At 62.5% G+C, this 17,010-nt stretch carries 14 protein-coding genes and 1 tRNA gene; 4 read left to right on the forward strand and 11 right to left on the reverse strand.

Annotated features, from left to right (window positions below; genetic code table 11):
• Positions 1 to 163 precede the first annotated feature (163 nt).
• Positions 164 to 1,678, reverse strand: coding sequence for a sigma 54-interacting transcriptional regulator (locus PLANPX_RS24400; protein WP_152101243.1), 1,515 nt, complete (start codon positions 1,676 to 1,678; stop codon positions 164 to 166).
• A 245-nt stretch (positions 1,679 to 1,923) separates the two neighbouring features.
• Between PLANPX_RS24400 and PLANPX_RS24405 the strand changes: the two genes are divergently transcribed.
• Together PLANPX_RS24405 and rrtA are read left to right on the forward strand one after the other, a co-directional pair.
• A complete protein-coding gene (locus tag PLANPX_RS24405) occupies positions 1,924 to 2,205 on the forward strand; it encodes a hypothetical protein (protein ID WP_152101244.1) in 282 nt (93 codons plus the stop codon).
• 204 nt (positions 2,206 to 2,409) lie between these two features.
• Positions 2,410 to 3,096, forward strand: a complete 687-nt coding sequence (gene rrtA, locus PLANPX_RS24410; RefSeq protein WP_152101245.1) for a rhombosortase — start codon at positions 2,410 to 2,412, stop codon at positions 3,094 to 3,096.
• A gap of 55 nt (positions 3,097 to 3,151) precedes the next feature.
• Here the strand turns inward: rrtA and PLANPX_RS24415 are convergent.
• The 3 genes from PLANPX_RS24415 to PLANPX_RS24425 all read right to left on the reverse strand — a co-directional run bounded on the left by PLANPX_RS24415 (position 3,152) and on the right by PLANPX_RS24425 (position 6,025).
• Positions 3,152 to 3,224: transfer RNA gene (locus PLANPX_RS24415), tRNA-His, on the reverse strand.
• A gap of 269 nt (positions 3,225 to 3,493) precedes the next feature.
• Positions 3,494 to 4,858, reverse strand: a complete 1,365-nt coding sequence (locus PLANPX_RS24420) for a hypothetical protein (RefSeq protein WP_152101246.1) — start codon at positions 4,856 to 4,858, stop codon at positions 3,494 to 3,496.
• 171 nt (positions 4,859 to 5,029) lie between these two features.
• Positions 5,030 to 6,025: a sugar phosphate isomerase/epimerase family protein gene (locus PLANPX_RS24425; RefSeq protein ID WP_152101247.1), complete on the reverse strand. Its 996-nt coding sequence runs from the start codon at positions 6,023 to 6,025 to the stop codon at positions 5,030 to 5,032.
• A gap of 207 nt (positions 6,026 to 6,232) precedes the next feature.
• On the opposite strand from PLANPX_RS24425, the gene PLANPX_RS24430 reads away from it, so the two are divergent.
• Positions 6,233 to 7,312, forward strand: a complete 1,080-nt coding sequence (locus PLANPX_RS24430; RefSeq protein ID WP_152101248.1) for a hypothetical protein — start codon at positions 6,233 to 6,235, stop codon at positions 7,310 to 7,312.
• 139 nt (positions 7,313 to 7,451) lie between these two features.
• A complete protein-coding gene (locus PLANPX_RS24435) occupies positions 7,452 to 8,204 on the forward strand; it encodes a hypothetical protein (protein WP_152101249.1) in 753 nt (250 codons plus the stop codon).
• A 613-nt stretch (positions 8,205 to 8,817) separates the two neighbouring features.
• Here PLANPX_RS24435 and PLANPX_RS24440 read toward each other — a convergent pair.
• The 7 genes from PLANPX_RS24440 to PLANPX_RS24470 form a co-directional block, all read right to left on the reverse strand.
• Positions 8,818 to 9,381, reverse strand: a complete 564-nt coding sequence (locus PLANPX_RS24440) for a hypothetical protein (protein ID WP_152101250.1) — start codon at positions 9,379 to 9,381, stop codon at positions 8,818 to 8,820.
• A gap of 63 nt (positions 9,382 to 9,444) precedes the next feature.
• Positions 9,445 to 11,295 (reverse strand): oligoendopeptidase F, encoded by a 1,851-nt coding sequence (gene pepF / locus PLANPX_RS24445; protein WP_152101251.1) that lies wholly within the window; start codon positions 11,293 to 11,295, stop codon positions 9,445 to 9,447.
• 392 nt (positions 11,296 to 11,687) lie between these two features.
• Positions 11,688 to 12,707, reverse strand: a complete 1,020-nt coding sequence (locus PLANPX_RS24450) for a beta-ketoacyl-ACP synthase III (protein WP_152101252.1) — start codon at positions 12,705 to 12,707, stop codon at positions 11,688 to 11,690.
• 145 nt (positions 12,708 to 12,852) lie between these two features.
• Positions 12,853 to 13,536 carry a hypothetical protein gene (locus PLANPX_RS24455; protein WP_152101253.1) on the reverse strand — a complete coding sequence of 228 codons (684 nt, stop codon included), beginning with the start codon at positions 13,534 to 13,536 and terminating at the stop codon, positions 12,853 to 12,855.
• Between the two features lie 136 nt (positions 13,537 to 13,672).
• Complete coding sequence (pyrE, locus tag PLANPX_RS24460) at positions 13,673 to 14,221, reverse strand: orotate phosphoribosyltransferase (protein WP_152101254.1); 549 nt, start codon at positions 14,219 to 14,221, stop codon at positions 13,673 to 13,675.
• A 277-nt stretch (positions 14,222 to 14,498) separates the two neighbouring features.
• Positions 14,499 to 15,950 (reverse strand): LysM peptidoglycan-binding domain-containing protein, encoded by a 1,452-nt coding sequence (locus PLANPX_RS24465; protein WP_152101255.1) that lies wholly within the window; start codon positions 15,948 to 15,950, stop codon positions 14,499 to 14,501.
• Positions 15,951 to 16,324: 374 nt separating this feature from the next.
• A complete protein-coding gene (locus PLANPX_RS24470) occupies positions 16,325 to 16,984 on the reverse strand; it encodes an endonuclease III domain-containing protein (protein WP_152101256.1) in 660 nt (219 codons plus the stop codon).
• Positions 16,985 to 17,010 lie beyond the last annotated feature (26 nt).

Here is a 17,010-nt window from a genome sequence, read left to right on the forward strand (position 1 = left end):
GCGTGGGAACGCCAAGACCGACGCTCCGCGTCGCGCGATGCCACACGAAGCGGCAGCCATCTCCAACAGCGCAAGACACTGCAACGAACTGCATGATGCAGAGCGTCGAGAAAGACGCTACCACGCGGAGCGTGGGAACGAGAGACGGGTCGTTGACCCGCGGCTACTCGGTTAGCTTCTTCTTTACCGTTCGCCAATCGAGGCCGGTTCGCTTTGCCGTTTGCTCGTAGCTCCCGCAGTGGGCATGCACGATGCGGCAATAGCGACGCAGCAATTCCTCCGCCGTCAGTTCGCCGCCGCGGATCGCCCGCGCCGTCGACTCCCACTCATCGCCCGCCGACTTCGCGGCGACCGCCGGCGCGTACGCGCCGTGAATCATCACGTTGCGAAAGCATTGCTCCAGTTCCCGCACGTTCCCCGGCCACGGGTAGCGCGGCCCGAGATGCTTATTGATCCAAGCCGCCACCTCGCCAGCGAGCGACTCCGCCTCTTCCGGCGCCACCCGCTGAGCGCTCATCAGCAGCAAATGCTCCAAATCTTCCGGCGACTCGTCGAGTTGCTCGCGTAGCGTTGGCGTCGTGATCCGATCGGCGCAAAGGCGATAGTAAAAATCCTCACGGAAGCGGCCGGCATCGATCTCCGCCACCAGATCGCGGTTCGTCGCCGCAATCACCTTCCCCGGGAACCGCCGCTCGACGGTATCGCCCAAGCGCTGGAACATGCGACTCTGCAACACGCGTAGCAGCTTCACCTGGATCGAAGCATCGAGCTCGCCAATCTCGTCGAGGAACACGGCCCCATGTGCGGGGCACGTTTCCAACCAGCCGACGCGATCGGCAGCAGCGCCGGTGAAGGCCCCGCGACGATGGCCGAACAGTTCCGATTCGATGAGCGTCGGCGACAATGCCGACAAGTTCACCGGATGGAACCCCGTGCAAAAGTCCTCGACGAACCGGCCCCGCTCCTCGTCGAACGGAATGTAGCGTGACAATCCGATCGCGCGGGCGACGAGTTCCTTTCCCGTCCCCGACGGGCCCGTGATCAGCGTCGTCACGTCGCCGAGGCAACGGTAGATCGAGCGTTGGTAGCGCCGTAGGTCGTGGGTAAAAATCGACTCCCACACCATACTCCGCAACCGCGCCGCCGCGGGGGAGCGACCGACAATGAAAAAGTAAACGTGGAAGAACGCGCGACGGAACTGAAAGTAACAGGCGAGCATGTGGGCCGGATCGTACCCGATGCCGAGTTCTCTCCCGGCCGGCGTGAAGTACCGTGCCACGTCGTCGCGAAACTTCCGCCAAAAGCGCACCTGCGTCGCGGGCTCGCCGGCGTGCGCCGCTTCGATCATCTGCTGGAATTCGATGCGGTACTCATCGAACAGGTGATAGAGCACCGCGTCGGCGTAAAGCTCCAGTTCGATCGGCTCCGCCTTCGCGCCTGCTTCGAGCTTGGCGCTCGCGTCGCGCACGAGCGTCGCCACATGCGCTGAAATCCGCGCATGATTTTGATCAGGCGTCGTCGCCGCCAGTTGCAGGCTCCAAACCGCTTGCGCGCCGCTGAACTCCTCGCCCAGAATTTCGCGTTCCCATTCGATCCGCTGCGGATGGAACGGATTGGTGTACCCAAGCTTCGCAATCGCGGCGGCGAGACGGCGTTGAGCGGGCGTGAAGAGCGACATGGGCGACGGCAACGGACGGCATTGAATGTCGGGCGACCTGCATCAATTGTAGCTCAGCATCTCTATCAATTCGCCGCCCTACATCACGCACTAAACGCAAACCAATACACCACAAATACTTGTAGCTTGCACCAAGTTTTGGCCCAAGCATTGCTTTAGCCGCAACAGCAGCGGAAGTCGATGTGACCTGCCGCCCGCCGCGGATTGAGCCGCGGCCCACTCTCTCCCGCCCTGGAACCTCTCCCATGCTCACCCGAGAAGTGAAATCGGTTGCCGTCGCCGCCCTCCTCGCGGTCGCCGCCATCGCAATGACGGCCCTCGCCGCCCCTGTCTTCGCCGACCAACTCGCTGCCGGCGACGACGCCCATCAAACGCAAACTCTCGCGGCAGACGCCGCCTCCCCTAGCAAGGTGTGCGGTAGCGCCTTCGCCCCTGCCACCGGCGGCCTGCTGCTGGCGATCGGCGCCTTGGGAGTCTGGACGAGCCGGCCGCGGCGGCCGCGCGTCGACTTCGCCCCCGCCGCGTAACGAAGTGGAGTGGTGAGGATGGCGGTGACCGGCGCTGCGGCTGGCTGGTTGCTCTCCGGCCCAGCACACGGCGCCGCCATCCTGTTTTTGAACAGCGGTCAGCAATCAGCGTTCAGCAGTCAGCCATTCAATTACTTACTCACTCTCACTTAAACACCTACTCACCCGCACAAGCCACCCACCACACTCGCAAACGCCCGCACCATGAACACCGCCACTTCCCGCAACGCAACTAACACTTCCCCCGCCATCTTGCCCCTCGCCGCAGTGCAACGTCCCGAACCCGCCAAGTTCCGCGGCGGCGGCTTGCTGCTACTCGCCATCGTCGGCATGGGGGTCGTCGCGTGGGCCACGCCGCTCGCTGGCGAAGGGTGGGAGTTCAACCGCCAAGCGATCGCCAACGGCGAGTGGAGCCGCCTGCTCACCGGCCACTTGGTCCACTGGAACTTCGACCACCTGCTATGGGACGCGGCCACGTTCCTGGTGCTCGGCGTCGCGTGTCTCTGGCGGAGCGTCGGCCGCACGGCGGCGACGCTGCTCGCCGCCGCCGTGGCGATCTCGGGGGCCATCTTCTTTCTGCAGCCGGAGATTGAAACCTACCGCGGCCTCAGCGGGCTCGATTCGGCGCTCTTCACGCTGCTCGTCGCCAGCCTCTGGCGGGAGTCGCACCGCAACGGCCGCCGCTGGCTGAGCGTTGCCGCCCCCCTCGCCCTGGCGACCTTCCTAGCGAAGGCGGCGTACGAAACGGCCGCAGGGGCCACGCTGTTCGTCGATAGCGGCGAGGCGGGCTTCATTCCGCTGGCGTCGGCCCACCTCATCGGCGGAGCGGTCGGGGCCGCGATCGCCCTGCTCCCTGCGAACCACTCAGCCAGTGCCGCTCACCACGCCTGAGCGGCACAAAAAAAGGCCGCTGAGCGACGCAAACGTCGCCCAGCGGCCTGGGAGGGGTGGCTAACGGGGATCGAACCCGTGACCTCCAGAATCACAATCTGGCGCTCTGCCAATTGAGCTATAGCCACCGCAATCGGAACGCTCGATGGTAATCGCTCGCCCCGGGGGCGGTCAACGTACGGATCAGCCGCTAGCCTGCGACCAAACCGGCATTTTCCCGCGAAACTCCGCCGCTCGCCTCAGCGAGGCCGGAAATACTTCAAAATTCCGATCCCAATGCCAACTCCCAACCCCACGCCGATTCCGCCCAAAAACAGGGCCAGGCCAAGCGGATATTCGGCGGTCGTCACGTGGGCGAGTAGCGGCATCATAGGAGGAGTCCAACAGGAGGGAAGGTTCAGGGGGCGAGGACGGCGGTCACCGGCAGGCTTTCCATAAACTGCTGGTACTGGTGGTCGAGGTCGCCAGCCGACTGGCCGCACAGTTCGGGAAGCGAGCCCGCTTCGTCCCGCCCAGCATAAATCAGGCGGAGGAGTTCGCGAAAGGGGCGCCGATAGGCCCCTTGTTCGCCGTCGATCAAGAACGACGCCAGCCCCGCCGACTGGCTGTAGAGCGGAGCGATGTCGGGCCGCCCCTGCAATTCGGTGATCCCCAGGGCCGCGAGTTCAGCTAGCGGTACATAGTAATTGTCGGTCACGCGGCGATGGCGAGCGGCCGGAATCCGCCCCGCATCAGGATTGCCGATCGTGAAGGCCTGCCCACCCGCCAGCTTCGACGCGAGCTGCTTCAACTCCTGCAGCGTCTCGAAGTAGCATGCCACCCCTTCGACCGCCCAGGCATTGGCCGTCGCCGCGAGGTTCCGCGTCGGCTTCGACGATGACTCATAGAAGAACTGGTGGACCGCCTCGTGGGCGATCGTGCCAGGATCTTGATCCTCGCCGGCGAAAAAGTGCGACTCCCGTTCGCGATCAAAGTAGATGCCGAGCGTCATCCCTATCTGCGGCTGGCGACGCACCAGGGCGTCGTTGTACTCGTCGCGAGTGCGGTGGTAGACGACCTTCATCGGTCGCCGCAGAAAGCCGTCGGTCTCTTTGCCGTCGAGCCGGGCCTGCAGTTCTTCCGCTGTGAGCGAGAACTCGCCGAAGAGTTGCCGCCAAATTTGGTAAAGCGATTCCAAACGAATCGCGAGGTCCGCCGCCGCGGCGCGATCGACGTTGGTGATCACCTGGAAGTGGTCGGTCCGCACCGTCCAGCCATGCTCAATCGACCGGTGACGCTCGGCATCCTCAGCGGCAGTGATCCACTTCTTGCCCCAGGGACGCAGGCCTTGCTCGTACTTGTCGGCATACTCGGCTTTGATCCAGCCGTGGTCGCGACTCCAAACGTGGCCGGTGGCGAGCATGTGCTGCGCGTACTTGCCGGCCCACTGGTTGCCGACGCGCTGGTAGCCCAACAAGCGGCGGGCGTCGGCATGATCTGGATCGAGCGCGACCGCCTGGCACGCCTGCTGAATCGCCGCGCTGACGTCGCCCGCCTCGACAGCGGCACGAGCCTTCGCAAACGCCCCCTCTGCCGCGGCCTTCGCCGACGCACTGACTTTCGGCGTCGCGCCCGTGCTGTTGTAAACATCACTAGGCACAAACAACAGCGAGCCGGGGCGTCCCGCCCCCGGCGCCTCTTCGCCCCAGCAAGGCGCAGCCGTCACCCCCACGCAAACAGCGATCAGCAAAAACAACCGGCGGCAAGGTCGAGCAGTTGGCACGCCTCTATTTTAGCATGCCCCAAGTAGCCGCCGGTTAACGACCGGCCGGAGCAGAGTGAGGAAAATGCTGAAGGGTGAATGCGGAATGCTGAAAATACAGGCTGCACCCCTCCGAAGTCGTCCACATTGACTCCCCTCAGCATTCATCCTTCAGCATTCCGCATTTCCCCGCTACCGATCGAACGCCGCGTCAAACGCCACGTTACTCGGCGAAAAGTCGAGCTTCCGCAGGAACTCGCACGCCTCGCGGGCGCCATGCTGGCGTTCCATGCCGCTGTCTTCCCACTCGACCGACAGCGGGCCGTCGTACTTGATGACGTTCAGCGCCCGAATGATCTCTTCGAAATTCACGCCGCCTCGGCCGGGCGAGCGGAAGTCCCAACCGCGACGCGGATCGCCGAAGTTGAGATGGCTCGCCAAGATGCCGCTGCGACCGTTGAGCGTCACGATCGCATCCTTGATGTGGACGTGATAGATCCGGTCGGGGAATTCACGAATGAATTCGACCGGATCAATCCCTTGCCAAATGAGATGACTCGGGTCGAAGTTAAAACCAAACTCCTCGCGATTGCCGACGGCCTCGAGGGCACGCCGGGCCGTGTGGATGTCGAACGCGATTTCGGTGGGATGAACTTCGAGCGCAAAGCGAACGCCGCACTCGCCGAAGACGTCGAGAATCGGATTCCAACGATCGGCGAACTGCTGGAAGCCGGCCTCGATCATCGACTCCGGCACTGGCGGGAATGAATAGAGGTACGGCCAGATGCTCGAACCAGTGAAGCCGTTCACGACGCCGACGCCCAGTTTCTGCGCGGCGCGGGCGGTCGCCTTCATCTCTTCAGCAGCCCGCTTGTTGACGCCGTCCGGCTTGCCGTCGCCCCACACGTGCGGCGGCAGAATCGACTTGTGCCGTTCGTCGATGACGTCGCACACCGCTTGGCCAACGAGGTGATTGCTGATCGCGTGGCACTGCAGACCGAAGCGGTCGAGCTGCTCGCGCTTCGCGGCGATGTAACCAGGGTCGGAGGTCGCCTTTGCCACGTCGAAGTGATCGCCCCAGCAGGCGAGCTCGTTGCCGTCGTAGCCAAACTCGCGGGTCAGGCGGCCGAGTTCTTCAAACGGCAAATCGGCCCACTGGCCGGTGAACAGAGTGACGGGGCGCGCCATGATTCGCGTGGCTCCTGCAGGATGAGATCGGAAAGCCGCATTGTCGCCAATTTCCCGGCGGTCGCAACCGGCCGCCGTCACCCCAGTAGCCGCCGGTCAACGACCCGCCGGAGCAGAACGGTGCAACATTTCCGAATGCTATAATTTCCCGAACGAGCAGAAGAATTGAACCGCAAAGGACGCCAAGGTTCGCCAAGGAATACTGAAATGACTGAACCACGAAATAATCTCCATCTGCGTCTATCGGCGTTCATCTGCGGTTCGATTCTTCTCTTCGCAAGTAGCTTAGTCGCCCACGCCGCACTGCCGATCGATATCGAAGTCGCCGCCGAATCGGGCGCTCCGTTTGGAGCGATGCAAGATTGGGGTAAGCTCCTGAACGGCATGGACCTTTATCGAGTGCGCCTGCGCGGCGCCAATGGCGGCGACGAACCCTCTGTAAAAGCGACCGGCGAAGGCGAGAGCCAACGCTTCAAACTCGTCGGCCTCCTTAATCGTCGCGATCAACTCGTCTTGCCTGGCGGCACGTTTGCCGTGACCGATCGCGCAAAACTGCAGGCCTACTTCGAGTCGCTGCCGGAGAAGTCGGCCGAGCAGGGTATCGAACGCGGGATTTTCGGGCTGACGAAGCAACAATTCGAAGGTCTGTACGAAGAACTATCGTCGCCGGTGACGATCAGCACCAAGGGAATGAAGCCCGAAGCGATTGTCATGGCGCTCAAGGCTGGGTTATCGACGCCGCTGGAGATCGACGCCGCGGCGCAGGCAGCGCTCAGCGATGCGCCGCCGCTCAACGGAGAACTGAAAGGACTGTCGACCGGCACGGCGATCGCGATCGCGTTACGACCGGCGACTCTCACGATGCTGCCCGAACAAAAACTCGGCCAACCGCTGACGCTGCGAGTCATTCCCGCCTCGCGCGAACGCCGCGGCTGGCCGGCAGGTTGGAAGCCCGGCAAGGCCGATCGCGAAATCGTGCCGGGGATGTATCGCTTTACCAACATTGAAATTTCCGGCTACACGCTGGCGGAAGCGCTCGAAGCACTCGGCCCCGCCATGGAAGTGCCGCTGCTGTTCGACGAACGCGTGCTCGCCGTCCGCAAGATCGATCCCGCGAAGGTCGACGTCGAGTTGAAGCACGGCAAGCGTTACATCCGCCGGGCGGTCGACACGATCTTGAGCAAAGGCCGGCTGGTAGGCGATCTCCGCGTCGACGAAGCGGAGAAACCGTTCTACTGGATTACGCAGTTCGGACCTGATAGCCTGCCAGCGGCGGCAGCGAAGTAGTCGCGTTGCAATGCACCTGCATTGCTAGCCCCTGGCTCCGCCAGGGGGTCGGCATCGGGTACGCAACGCTTCCCTACACGCCACGTCACCCCCGGGCAGAGCCCGGGGCTAGTTTAAAGGCTCCCCAGGAATCGACTGAATGGCTCATCCCAGCGTCCGCTCGTTGCTTCCGCTCTCGTGGCAGGTGCCCGACGAGTTCCATCGCCGGTTAGGCGATCAGCCGGGTCGCCAGCGGACGATGAAGGCCGACGGCCATCTGCTCGTCATTCTCCACGCCCCGCCGAAGCCCGACGAACCGGAGCGTGAGGGCCGGTTCTTCTGGCGGGACGCCAACGGCCAGTGGACGCCCCCCGGCACGGCGCCGAGCCAGCCCGGCGTCGGCCAACTCCTCACGGAATACGAGCAGATGATCGACCGCCTGCAAGACGCCGAAGACCAGGCGAAGACGGCGCGCGAATATTTCAACTTGCTCAACCAACTCAACCCGCTAGTGCGCACGACTCGCAATCTCCACGAGGCGTTGCAAGATGCCCGCGAAGCGGCGCCCGACGATCGGCAGTTGCTGCTGTGGCGCGACCGAGCTTATGCGCTCGCCCGCTCCGCGGAGCTGCTACACAACGATTCAAAAACGGCCCTCGATTTCGCTGTTGCCCAACGGGCCGAGGAAGAAGCCGAATCGAGCCGCCGCGCCGCGACGGCTGCCTATCGGCTCAACACGCTCGTCGCCTGTTTTTTCCCGGTGGCAACGTTGGCGGCAATCTTCGGCGTCAACCTTCACCACGGCATGGAAGTATGGGATGAAAAGTACGCCCCGCTGCCGATGGTCGCCATCCTCGGCGGCGGGCTCTTGATCGGCGTCTTGCTGATGCTGTTCATCAATCGCAAAAGCTAGCTCTCGTTCCCACGCTCCGCGTGGGAACGACTCCTCCGACGCTCTGCGTCGCGAACGGCACAAGAGGCAAGTCAGCGTCGCTTGATTGCCGCGGAGCGGCGAGAGGTGCGTTCCCACGCGGAGCGTGGGAACGAGAGGGCGGCCGTCAAGTCGCTGTTTCTGGCCATCCCCCGTATGAGGGAGTTTTGACTTTTGCGCGTGCGGCTGGGGGCCCCATTAAAAGTGTGCAAAAGTCCGTTCTGCACAACTCGGCGTTTGACTTGACCACGCATTTTCCCGAGTCAAACGTCTTTTTCGCCTCGCAGCCGATTCGACTTTTGCGTTTTTCAACGAAAATCAAAAGTCGGCTTTTTGCTCGCTCGCGTCCATCGTTGGCTGGGAGCGACTCTACCGCAAGTTTTCAAAGAGCGCTGGCCGCGTGGAACGCGGGCCGAGGCGCATCGTAACGGGTGGGTTGAGCAAATGCAGCCACCGATTTCCGGCCACTTCGATTAAGTGTTGTCGACGTGCGGCCAGCCCCGACCTAGCTAGGTCGAGGCTAATGTACGATTGGGCGTCGCGCATCGCGCGTTGCTCATGAAGATCGCATTGCATCGCGTTCGGCCCGTTGCGATCAATCCGTTTCTTCAACCTCGACAACGACATTGGGAATCGTCGCTCGCAACTGATCAACGCGTTTCTTGTCGGCAATGTAAGTGAAATAGACTTTTTTCAGGTTTGGAAACGTCGCAAGCAGTTGAATACCTTCGTCAGAGAGCAACATTGAATCAAATGAGAGCTCTTCGAGCGAGGTCGATCCCTGGAGAGCTGACAGGAGATCTTCTATGTCAGTGCAATCGTAAGCATGGATCGTCTTTAACTTCGACAGCTTGCTCGCGGGCGTCATGTCAACGCCATGAAAGTCAATCGAGCTCAGGTTGAGTTCGACCAACTCTTCGACGGACTCTTCATCCTCTGAGAGCTTCTTAATGACTCCAGCTTCCATGAAGACATAGGCGCTAGAGCGGCCTTTGGCGCTGTCGAACATCGATTCAACCCTGGCTGCGCGTTGTCTCTTCACCGCGCGCGGCCCAAGGATCCTACCAACCACCAACAGGGCGCCGAGCAGCACAACAGCTGCCCCAGCAAAGATGAGGCACCCTAGGATTGGAAAACCAGAGTCTTCTTGCTCAGCCATCGGAGACGCCATTGCCGCGGAGCGGCGTTGTTGGCGTTCCCACGCAGAGCGTGGGAACGAGGGCTATAGCAGCTCGTCGAGTTCCTTCACCAGCGCTTCGAAGCGATCGAGCGCGGCGGCAACTGGGGCCGGGGTCGTCATGTCGACGCCCGCATCCTTCAGCAGGTCGAGCGGATCCTTCGAGCAGCCACCCTTGAGGAACGACAAGTAATCGTTCAGTTCCTGCTTGCCGCCGTTGAGGACGCGCTCGCTCAGCGCGATCGCCGCCGACAGCCCGGTGGCGTACTTGTAAACATAAAATGCCCGGTAGAAGTGCGGGATGCGGAAGCATTCGAGCTTCAGCTCGTCGTCGATCGCGAAGTCGGGGCCAAAGTAAAGCGACAGCAGATCGCCGTAGATCTTCTGGAACGCGTCGACGGTGAGCGGCTCGCCCGCCTCGGCCGATTCGTGGATCAGCTTTTCGAACTCGGCGAACATCGTTTGGCGGATGATCGTGCCGCGGATCGCGTCGATGTCGCGATTAATCAGATAGGCCCGTTCTTCCTTGGTCTTGGCATCGTCCATCAGCTTGCGGCTGAGGAGCTGTTCGTTGAACGTGCTGGCCACCTCGGCGACGAAGATCACGTAGTCGTAATAGATGAACGGCTGCGTCTTCGACGAGTAGTAGCTGTGCATCGAGTGGCCCGCCTCGTGGGCGAGCGTGAAGACGTGGTCGAGCACCGTCGGCTGGTAGTTCATCAGGATGTACGGCTCGCCGTCGAAGCTGCCGCAGCTGAAGGCGCCGCTCTGCTTGCCGCGATTCGGGTAGCGATCGCACCAGCGGGCGGTGGTGAGTCCCTTCTCCAGCACGCTGCAGTACTCGTCGCCGAGCGGCGTGAGCGAGCTCATCACTGCCTCGACGCCTTGCTTCCAATTGCGGGTCTGATCGAGGTCGCTGAGGATCGGCACGTAGGTGTCGTACTGATGGATCTTCTTCAGCTTCATCTTCCGCTGCCGCAGATCGAAGTAGCGGTAGAGGGCCGGCAACCGACGGTGGACTTCCTCGATGAGGTTGTCGTAGACCGACATCGGAACGTTGTCGGGAAAGAGCGCAGCGGCGCGGGCGCTCGTGTAGCCGCGGGCCTTCGCGTAGTAGACGTCGCGCTGCACCGAACCGCCGAGCGTCGCCGCGAGCGTGTTTTGGTGAGCGGCGAAGACGTCGTAGTACTGGTGGAACGCCGTTTTGCGAACCTCGCGGTTCGATGAGTGGAGAAGCGCCGAGAACGACGAGTGCGAGAGTTCAATCTCATCGCCGCTCTCGTCTTTGACCATGCCGAACTTCAGGTCGGCGTCGTTCAGCTGACGGAAGATGCGGTTCGAGGCGTCCGACATTTCGCTTTGCATCGCGAGCAGCCGCTCTTCGCCGTCGCTGAGCGTGTGGGGCTTGTAGCGTTGGATCCGCTCGAGGACGAGCCGGTAATGGGCCAGCTCTTTCGAGGCCATGTACTCCTTCATCTTTTTCGCGGGGATCGCGAGGATCTCCGGGCGGATGAAGCTGGCGGCCTGGCTCGCCTCGCTGCCGGCGTGCTGCTGCCGGCCCTTCATGCGTTGGTAGTTACTGCTGGCCTGATCCTCGGTCGACTTAAGGAAGGCGTAGGTGCCGAGCCGTTCGCCAACGCGATCGAACTCTTCGTCGAACTTCAGGCAGGCGGCCAGCTGCTTCGGCCCGTCGGCGAGCGTGCCGCGGAACTTCTCGAACTTGGGGATGAGCTTCTTCCACTTCTCGAAGGCGGCTTCCCATTCGTCATCGCTCTTGAAGAGCGAGTCGAGATCCCAGGTATCTTCGACCTTCACCTTCTCACGCGCCGGCAAGGTCTTGGCCTTCGGCTTGGCGGACGACTTGGCTTTGGGAGACTTAGCTTTGGAAGTGGCCATAAGATGCTCGTTAAAAGTAGCCGCGGCTCAACGAGCCGCCGGAGCGAGTGCAAATGTGGAATGCTGAATACAAGGGAGAAAGAATGGGACGCGGATTCTCGCGGATTAGGCGGATCGACGCGGATGAAGAAGTCGTTCGGCAGCTGAAGCTTAGCTTCCAACACTCCGCTGCGGCGAATGCAGAAGACTTTTTCAACACAGAGAACACGGAGATCACAGAGAGAGATGCGGAAAGCAAACGCAGATTCTTCTTCTCCGTGTCCTCTGTGCTCTCTGTGTTTAATCTCTTTTCATTCGTGTGAATCCGTTAAATCCGTGGCAATCCGTGTTCTATTCTTTGAACCTTGGTTGGACGCTCCGGCGGGTCGTTGACCCGCGGCTACCGCTTCGCGCTACCAGCGCCAGGCGATGGTGCCCCAGGCGAGGCCGGCGCCGAAGCCTGACATGATCAAGTGATCGCCGCGGCGGATGCCGCCGGCTCGCACCGTTTCGTCGAGGGCGATCGGGATGCTAGCCGCGGAGGTGTTGCCGTAGCGATCCATGTGCATGACGACCCGTTCGCGTTCGATGCCGAGGGCTTCGATCGCGGCGTCGAGGATGCGGACGTTGGCTTGGTGGAATAACCAGCAGTCGATTTGTTCGGTGCTGAGGCCCGCCGCGTCGAGGACTTGTCGCGTCGTGTCTTCCACGAGACGGACAGCCCACTTGAACACCGGTCGGCCATCCATTTTGAGGTACCACGAGTTCGGCTCAGTCGTCGTGAGGCTGAACGGCGTTTCCGCGCCGCCACCAGGACGGTGGAGGAGTTCCATCCCCGAACCATCGGCGCCAATCGTGTAGGCGAGCGCGCCCTGCTCAGGGCTGCCAGCCGACAGCAGCACAGCGCCGGCGCCATCGCCGAAGAGTGGATACGTCTTGAGGTCGGTCGGGTCAACCATTCGCGAGTTCGCATCAACGCCGATCACCAGCGCCTTCTTGCTACAGCCGGTGGCGACAAACTGCATCGCGGTGGTGAGCGCGTAGGTGAAACCAGCACAAGCCGCATTGATGTCGACGGCGCCGCAGTTGAGGCCAAGTCGCGTTTGTACTTTCGTGGCCGCGGCCGGCAGCAGGCGATCGGGCGTCATCGTGCCGACGATCAGCAGGTCAACTTCCGCGCGATCGATCTTAGCCGCTTCGAGGCAACGCTCGGCGGCGGCGACCGCCATGTCACTGGTCGCGAGGCCCATTGGCAAGTGCCGGCGTTCGCGAATGCCGGTCCGCTGGACGATCCATTCGGGATCGCAGCCGAGCGACGAGAGATCGGCGTTCGTCACGACGTTGTCGGGAACGTAGCTGCCGGTGCCGAGAATCTGCACCCCCGACAGAGTCCGGACGGGCGCTCCGCCGACCGCCGAAAAACCGTCGCTCATTACTGGAAACCTTGGGGGCGAAAGAGGTTGGGTCAACTGGGTGATTGAGGCGAATCTTAGCAGCCTACGCCTTTGACTGGAGGCCCGCAAGGGCGAGCTGGGGCGGCCCGCAACCAGGCTTCAGTTTGAACCGCCAAGGGCACGCTCAGGCCGCTTTCTTGCTGGCGTAGGAGTAGAGAATCGCGTTCCCCTCCTTGCCGACAATTTCGACAGCTCCCATCTGCCGCAGGCAGTAGGCGATTCGCTGGGCCGTGAACCGCGGCGTCTTCAGCCGCTCGGCCAAATGGGCCGTATGAAATTGTTTCGGCATTCGCTTCGGCAGCAGCCGCTTGAGGTCGGCCGTGGTGGCGAACGTTTGCGAATCGACGATTTGCAGTAGCCGCTGGTCTTCGATTTGGAAGTCTCGCTCCGAGCTCCGACGCCGACGCCGTTTGCCGCGGCCGGGAAAGCGACGTTCTTCGATGTCGACGAGCACCACTTCGAGCGTCAGCCGCTCGTGCGGGAAGACGCGCGTGAAGTACACCAGCTCTTCAAACACGTCGAGCAGCTTGCCTCGCTTGGGACTGCGACGTCGGCTCAGTTCGGCCCCGCCGCGCTCGTCGAGTTTCACCAGCAGCTTGTTGGCGACGATCGGTTTGACGATCCGCACCTTATGCTTGGCAAGCAGCTTGCGAATCTTGTCGCGAATCGCTGCGAGCGAGCCGTGCTGAATCTCGATAAACTCGTCGCCCCGCACGGCGTCGATGCGGTACTTTCCGTGGACGACCTCGCAGCAACCATCGTCGCCGGCGTAGATCGCTTTCAGCTGACGGTGGAGTGAGGTTTCCATGAGATAGGTGATCGGTGACTGGGGATCGGTGATGGGAGGAAGTGAGTATGTCGCTAGGCGAGTAGGCGGCGAGAAGTTGCGGCAAAGTTATCCGCTTACGTTTTCCCGATCACCAGCCACCGATCCCCGATCACTCTCAACTCCGCTTGATGCCAAAGTCTTCAATCGTCAGCAGCGTGGTGAGCTCGTAACCTTTGGCCGCAAAGGCTTCGCGGCCTCCTTCGAGCCGGTCAACAATCGCGAAGACGCGCTTCACCTTGAGGCCGGCCGCTTCGCAGCGCTCGATCGCCAGCAGCGACGAGCCGCCGGTGGTCACCACGTCTTCGACGATGACGAGTTCTTCGCCCGCGGCGTAGGGGCCTTCAACGTACTTGCCAGTGCCGTGTTGCTTCGGTTCTTTGCGAACCATGACGCCGCGTAGTTGCTTGCCATGCACGCCGGCGAGGGTGAGGATCGCGGCGGTGATCGGGTCGGCGCCGATCGCCATGCCGCCGACGAGTTGCGGCAGCTTGTCGCCAAGCAGTTCCAGCATGCCGGCGCCAATCAGCTTCGCCCCGCGCGAGTCGAGCGTCACCTTGCGGCAGTCGAGGTAGAAGGTCGCCTTCTTCCCCGAGGCGAGCGTGAAGTCGCCGAATTGCAGAGCGGTTTCTTTGACGAGATCGATGAGGGCTTGTTTGTCGTACATGGCTCTTCAACTCCCCGGAAGCGTGAACTCAGTGACATTCAGAGCCGGGGTATACCACGAATAGCGTTGGACCTTCCAGGGGCTGAACCACGACGACACGGCGGGCACGACGAAATACGGGAAGGATGAAACCGCCGATAAACGCAGATGAACGCCAATGGTTTCTAAATCTGCGTCTATCTGCGTTTACCTGCGGTTCCAAAATTTCTCCCGTATTCCCTTGGCGCTCTTGGCGTCCTTGGCGGTTGCCTTTTTCGCCTTCAGCAACGCGGCCGGCCTACCGCCGCACCGTAATCGTCGACTGCACCGAGAGAATGTCGTACACATCCTTCACGTCGCCCGCCTTCAGCTTGATGACGCGGGCGGTGGGGGGCGCCGAAACCGGGTCCGCGGCGCCCGGGCCGCGGAGCATTGCCGGCTGAGCGGTCGGATTCGCAGCGTTCGAAAGGAGCAGCACGCGATCTTCGGTCGCGCCGGCCGGTTGTCCGTAGACGCCGCCCGCGACTGGCGTGAGCAGCTTCTGGTCGACCTTCCAGGTTCCCTCTTCGATCGAGAACGACGGATCGAGTTCAATGGTGAACCGGCCAGCGTAACGACGATCGAGCATGAGCGTCATGCGACGCTTGCCAAGGTCGATTACCGCTGAGAACGGTCCTTGTAGCACCTTCAGTTCCTGGCCAACTTGCACGGCCTTCGGATCGGTGATGCGATTGATGTTCGCGAGCAGTTCCCACGGCACGTTGTACTTCTGCGCGATCGTCTCAAGCGTTTCGCCCGTGGCGACCACATGCTTCGGCGCCAGGCGGTGAGCCGGCGGGCCTTCGTAGATCACGTCGCCGGCGAGCTGCCCGAGCAGCGTGTCGACTTCTTGCGTTTCTTCCGGCGTGAGCGACGGATCGCCGTACCATTCCGAAAGCTTGAGGAGCGCTTGAGCGAGTTCGCCGCGGTCGAGGTCGCCTTGCACGGCGACGCGGGCCGAGGCGTACATCGACCCCTTACTCGCGTCGGTCGGCGTGATCGGCTCGGTCCCTGCGACCGGCGCCTCGGCAACGGGTGGCACATCGGCCACTGGAGTCGAGCCCGCCACCGGTGTTTCGAGAGGCGGAGCGACGGCGCTTGCGTCGGGGGTGACGGCGTAGGGATTCGACGAAGGCGCGGGCGAAGCCGCCGCGCTGCTTTCGGCGGCGGGTGCGCTTGCAGCAGACGGCGTGGCGCCGGTGCTCGGCGTGTTCACGAACGGAACCGCGGCAGCGGCAGCCGCGGCGGCAACGACCGGAGCGGCATCCTTCGCCGTCGAATTCGATTCCGGCAGCGGCGGCATGTCGGGAAGTTGCGATGCATCGGCCGAGCGCGCAACCGGCGACGACTCAGCCGTCGCTCCCTTGTCGGCAGGGGCCGCGGCGGTCGGATCAAACTTCGGCGCCTCGGCGGCGTCGGTCTTGCTCGATAGAATCGGCTCTGGCTTCCACGCCGGCGCGGCGTCGCCAGCCGGCGCTGCTGAAGCAGCAGCCGTCGCGTCGAGCGGCGGCGCGTCGAGCTTGGGCGCTTGCGACAGCCCGCCGACGCCAGGAACCGAAGCCCCGGGATCGCCGCCGATTTCAAGTTGGCCGGTTGTCCATTCGCCAACGCCCTCCGGAATGACCGGTTCGGTTTCGTTGATCTTCATGTACAGCACGACGCCGACGACGGCCAGCAATGTAATCGTGGCCAGTGGGCGAAGGGAACTCACGGCGGATCCTCCGAGCGAACGAACCAAGCGAAGCCAGCGGCTGCACCCATAGCGCAGCCTGCGGCGCGCGAGATAGTAAGTAATGTCGGCACAGGGTGCCACGTCACTTTGGCGGCGCTGCTAGCACGGCTAGTAGCCGCCGGTCAACGACCGGCCGGAGCGGTGATTCAAAAGACGAACCACAAAGACACGAAGGACACAACGACGCACAAAGAAGCGGATGAGCTAGAAGCTCTCTCTGCTTCTAGCAATCGACAGAGAAGGACAAATTGGCTTGTATTTCAACGCATTCCTTTGTGGTGCTGCGCGCTCTTGGAACCTTTGTGGTAAGTCTGTCCCCACCGCTCCGGCGGCTCGTTGAGCCGCGGCTACTGCTAGCACCTCGGCCCGGCGGCGGGGAGTAGTTCGCGCAGCGGGCAACCTTCGCACTTCGGCGTGCGCTTGCACCAGTGATGGCCGACGTTGACGATCAGCGCGTGCAACTCGTTGTAGGTCTGCGCGTCTGCCGACAAGCCACGGGCGACTTCCGCTTGCAGCTGGTGATAGTTGGCCCGCGGATCAATCCAACCATGCCGCGTCCAGATGCGGTGCGTGTAGGCATCGACGACCAGCGCTGCGTGGCCGAGCGCGTAGTTAAGAATCGAGTCGGCCGTCTCGGGGCCGACGCCGTGAATCGCTAGCAACTCCCGTCGCATCGCGTCGACCGGTACGGCTCGCATCGCGTCGATCGAACCTGCAAAACGCTCGACGATAAACGCCAGCAAATGCCGCAGCCGCTTCGCTTTCAGTCGGTAATACCCGGCCGGGCGAATCAGCTCGGCAAGTTCTTCTTCGCCGACCGCCGCCAATCGCAGCGGCGCCAGTAGATCGGCGGCGCGCAAATTGTCGAGCGCGCGTTCCACATTTTTCCACGCCGTGTTCTGCACGAGCATGGCGCCGACCATCACTTCGAACGGCGTCTCGGCGGGCCACCAATGCTGCGGCCCAAGCTCGCGTGCAAGGATGCGGAAGACGTTTGCACTGTCGCTGGGCATCGAAGGGTTCGCCGCGGCGCGGATGC

The sequence above is a fragment of the Lacipirellula parvula genome, assembly GCF_009177095.1.
Taxonomy (GTDB): Bacteria; Planctomycetota; Planctomycetia; order Pirellulales; family Lacipirellulaceae; genus Lacipirellula; species Lacipirellula parvula.

Excerpts from the sequence above, each read along its gene's own strand:
- PLANPX_RS24400 (WP_152101243.1), bottom strand. The coding sequence starts at position 1,678 with ATGTCGCTCTTCACGCCCGCTCAACGCCGTCTCGCCGCCGCGATTGCG.
- PLANPX_RS24405 (WP_152101244.1), top strand. The coding sequence starts at position 1,924 with ATGCTCACCCGAGAAGTGAAATCGGTTGCCGTCGCCGCCCTCCTCGCG.
- rrtA (WP_152101245.1), top strand. The coding sequence starts at position 2,410 with ATGAACACCGCCACTTCCCGCAACGCAACTAACACTTCCCCCGCCATC.
- PLANPX_RS24425 (WP_152101247.1), bottom strand. The coding sequence starts at position 6,025 with ATGGCGCGCCCCGTCACTCTGTTCACCGGCCAGTGGGCCGATTTGCCG.
- PLANPX_RS24430 (WP_152101248.1), top strand. The coding sequence starts at position 6,233 with ATGACTGAACCACGAAATAATCTCCATCTGCGTCTATCGGCGTTCATC.
- PLANPX_RS24435 (WP_152101249.1), top strand. The coding sequence starts at position 7,452 with ATGGCTCATCCCAGCGTCCGCTCGTTGCTTCCGCTCTCGTGGCAGGTG.
- PLANPX_RS24440 (WP_152101250.1), bottom strand. The coding sequence starts at position 9,381 with ATGGCTGAGCAAGAAGACTCTGGTTTTCCAATCCTAGGGTGCCTCATC.
- pepF (WP_152101251.1), bottom strand. The coding sequence starts at position 11,295 with ATGGCCACTTCCAAAGCTAAGTCTCCCAAAGCCAAGTCGTCCGCCAAG.
- PLANPX_RS24450 (WP_152101252.1), bottom strand. The coding sequence starts at position 12,707 with ATGAGCGACGGTTTTTCGGCGGTCGGCGGAGCGCCCGTCCGGACTCTG.
- PLANPX_RS24455 (WP_152101253.1), bottom strand. The coding sequence starts at position 13,536 with ATGGAAACCTCACTCCACCGTCAGCTGAAAGCGATCTACGCCGGCGAC.
- pyrE (WP_152101254.1), bottom strand. The coding sequence starts at position 14,221 with ATGTACGACAAACAAGCCCTCATCGATCTCGTCAAAGAAACCGCTCTG.
- PLANPX_RS24470 (WP_152101256.1), bottom strand. The coding sequence starts at position 16,984 with ATGCCCAGCGACAGTGCAAACGTCTTCCGCATCCTTGCACGCGAGCTT.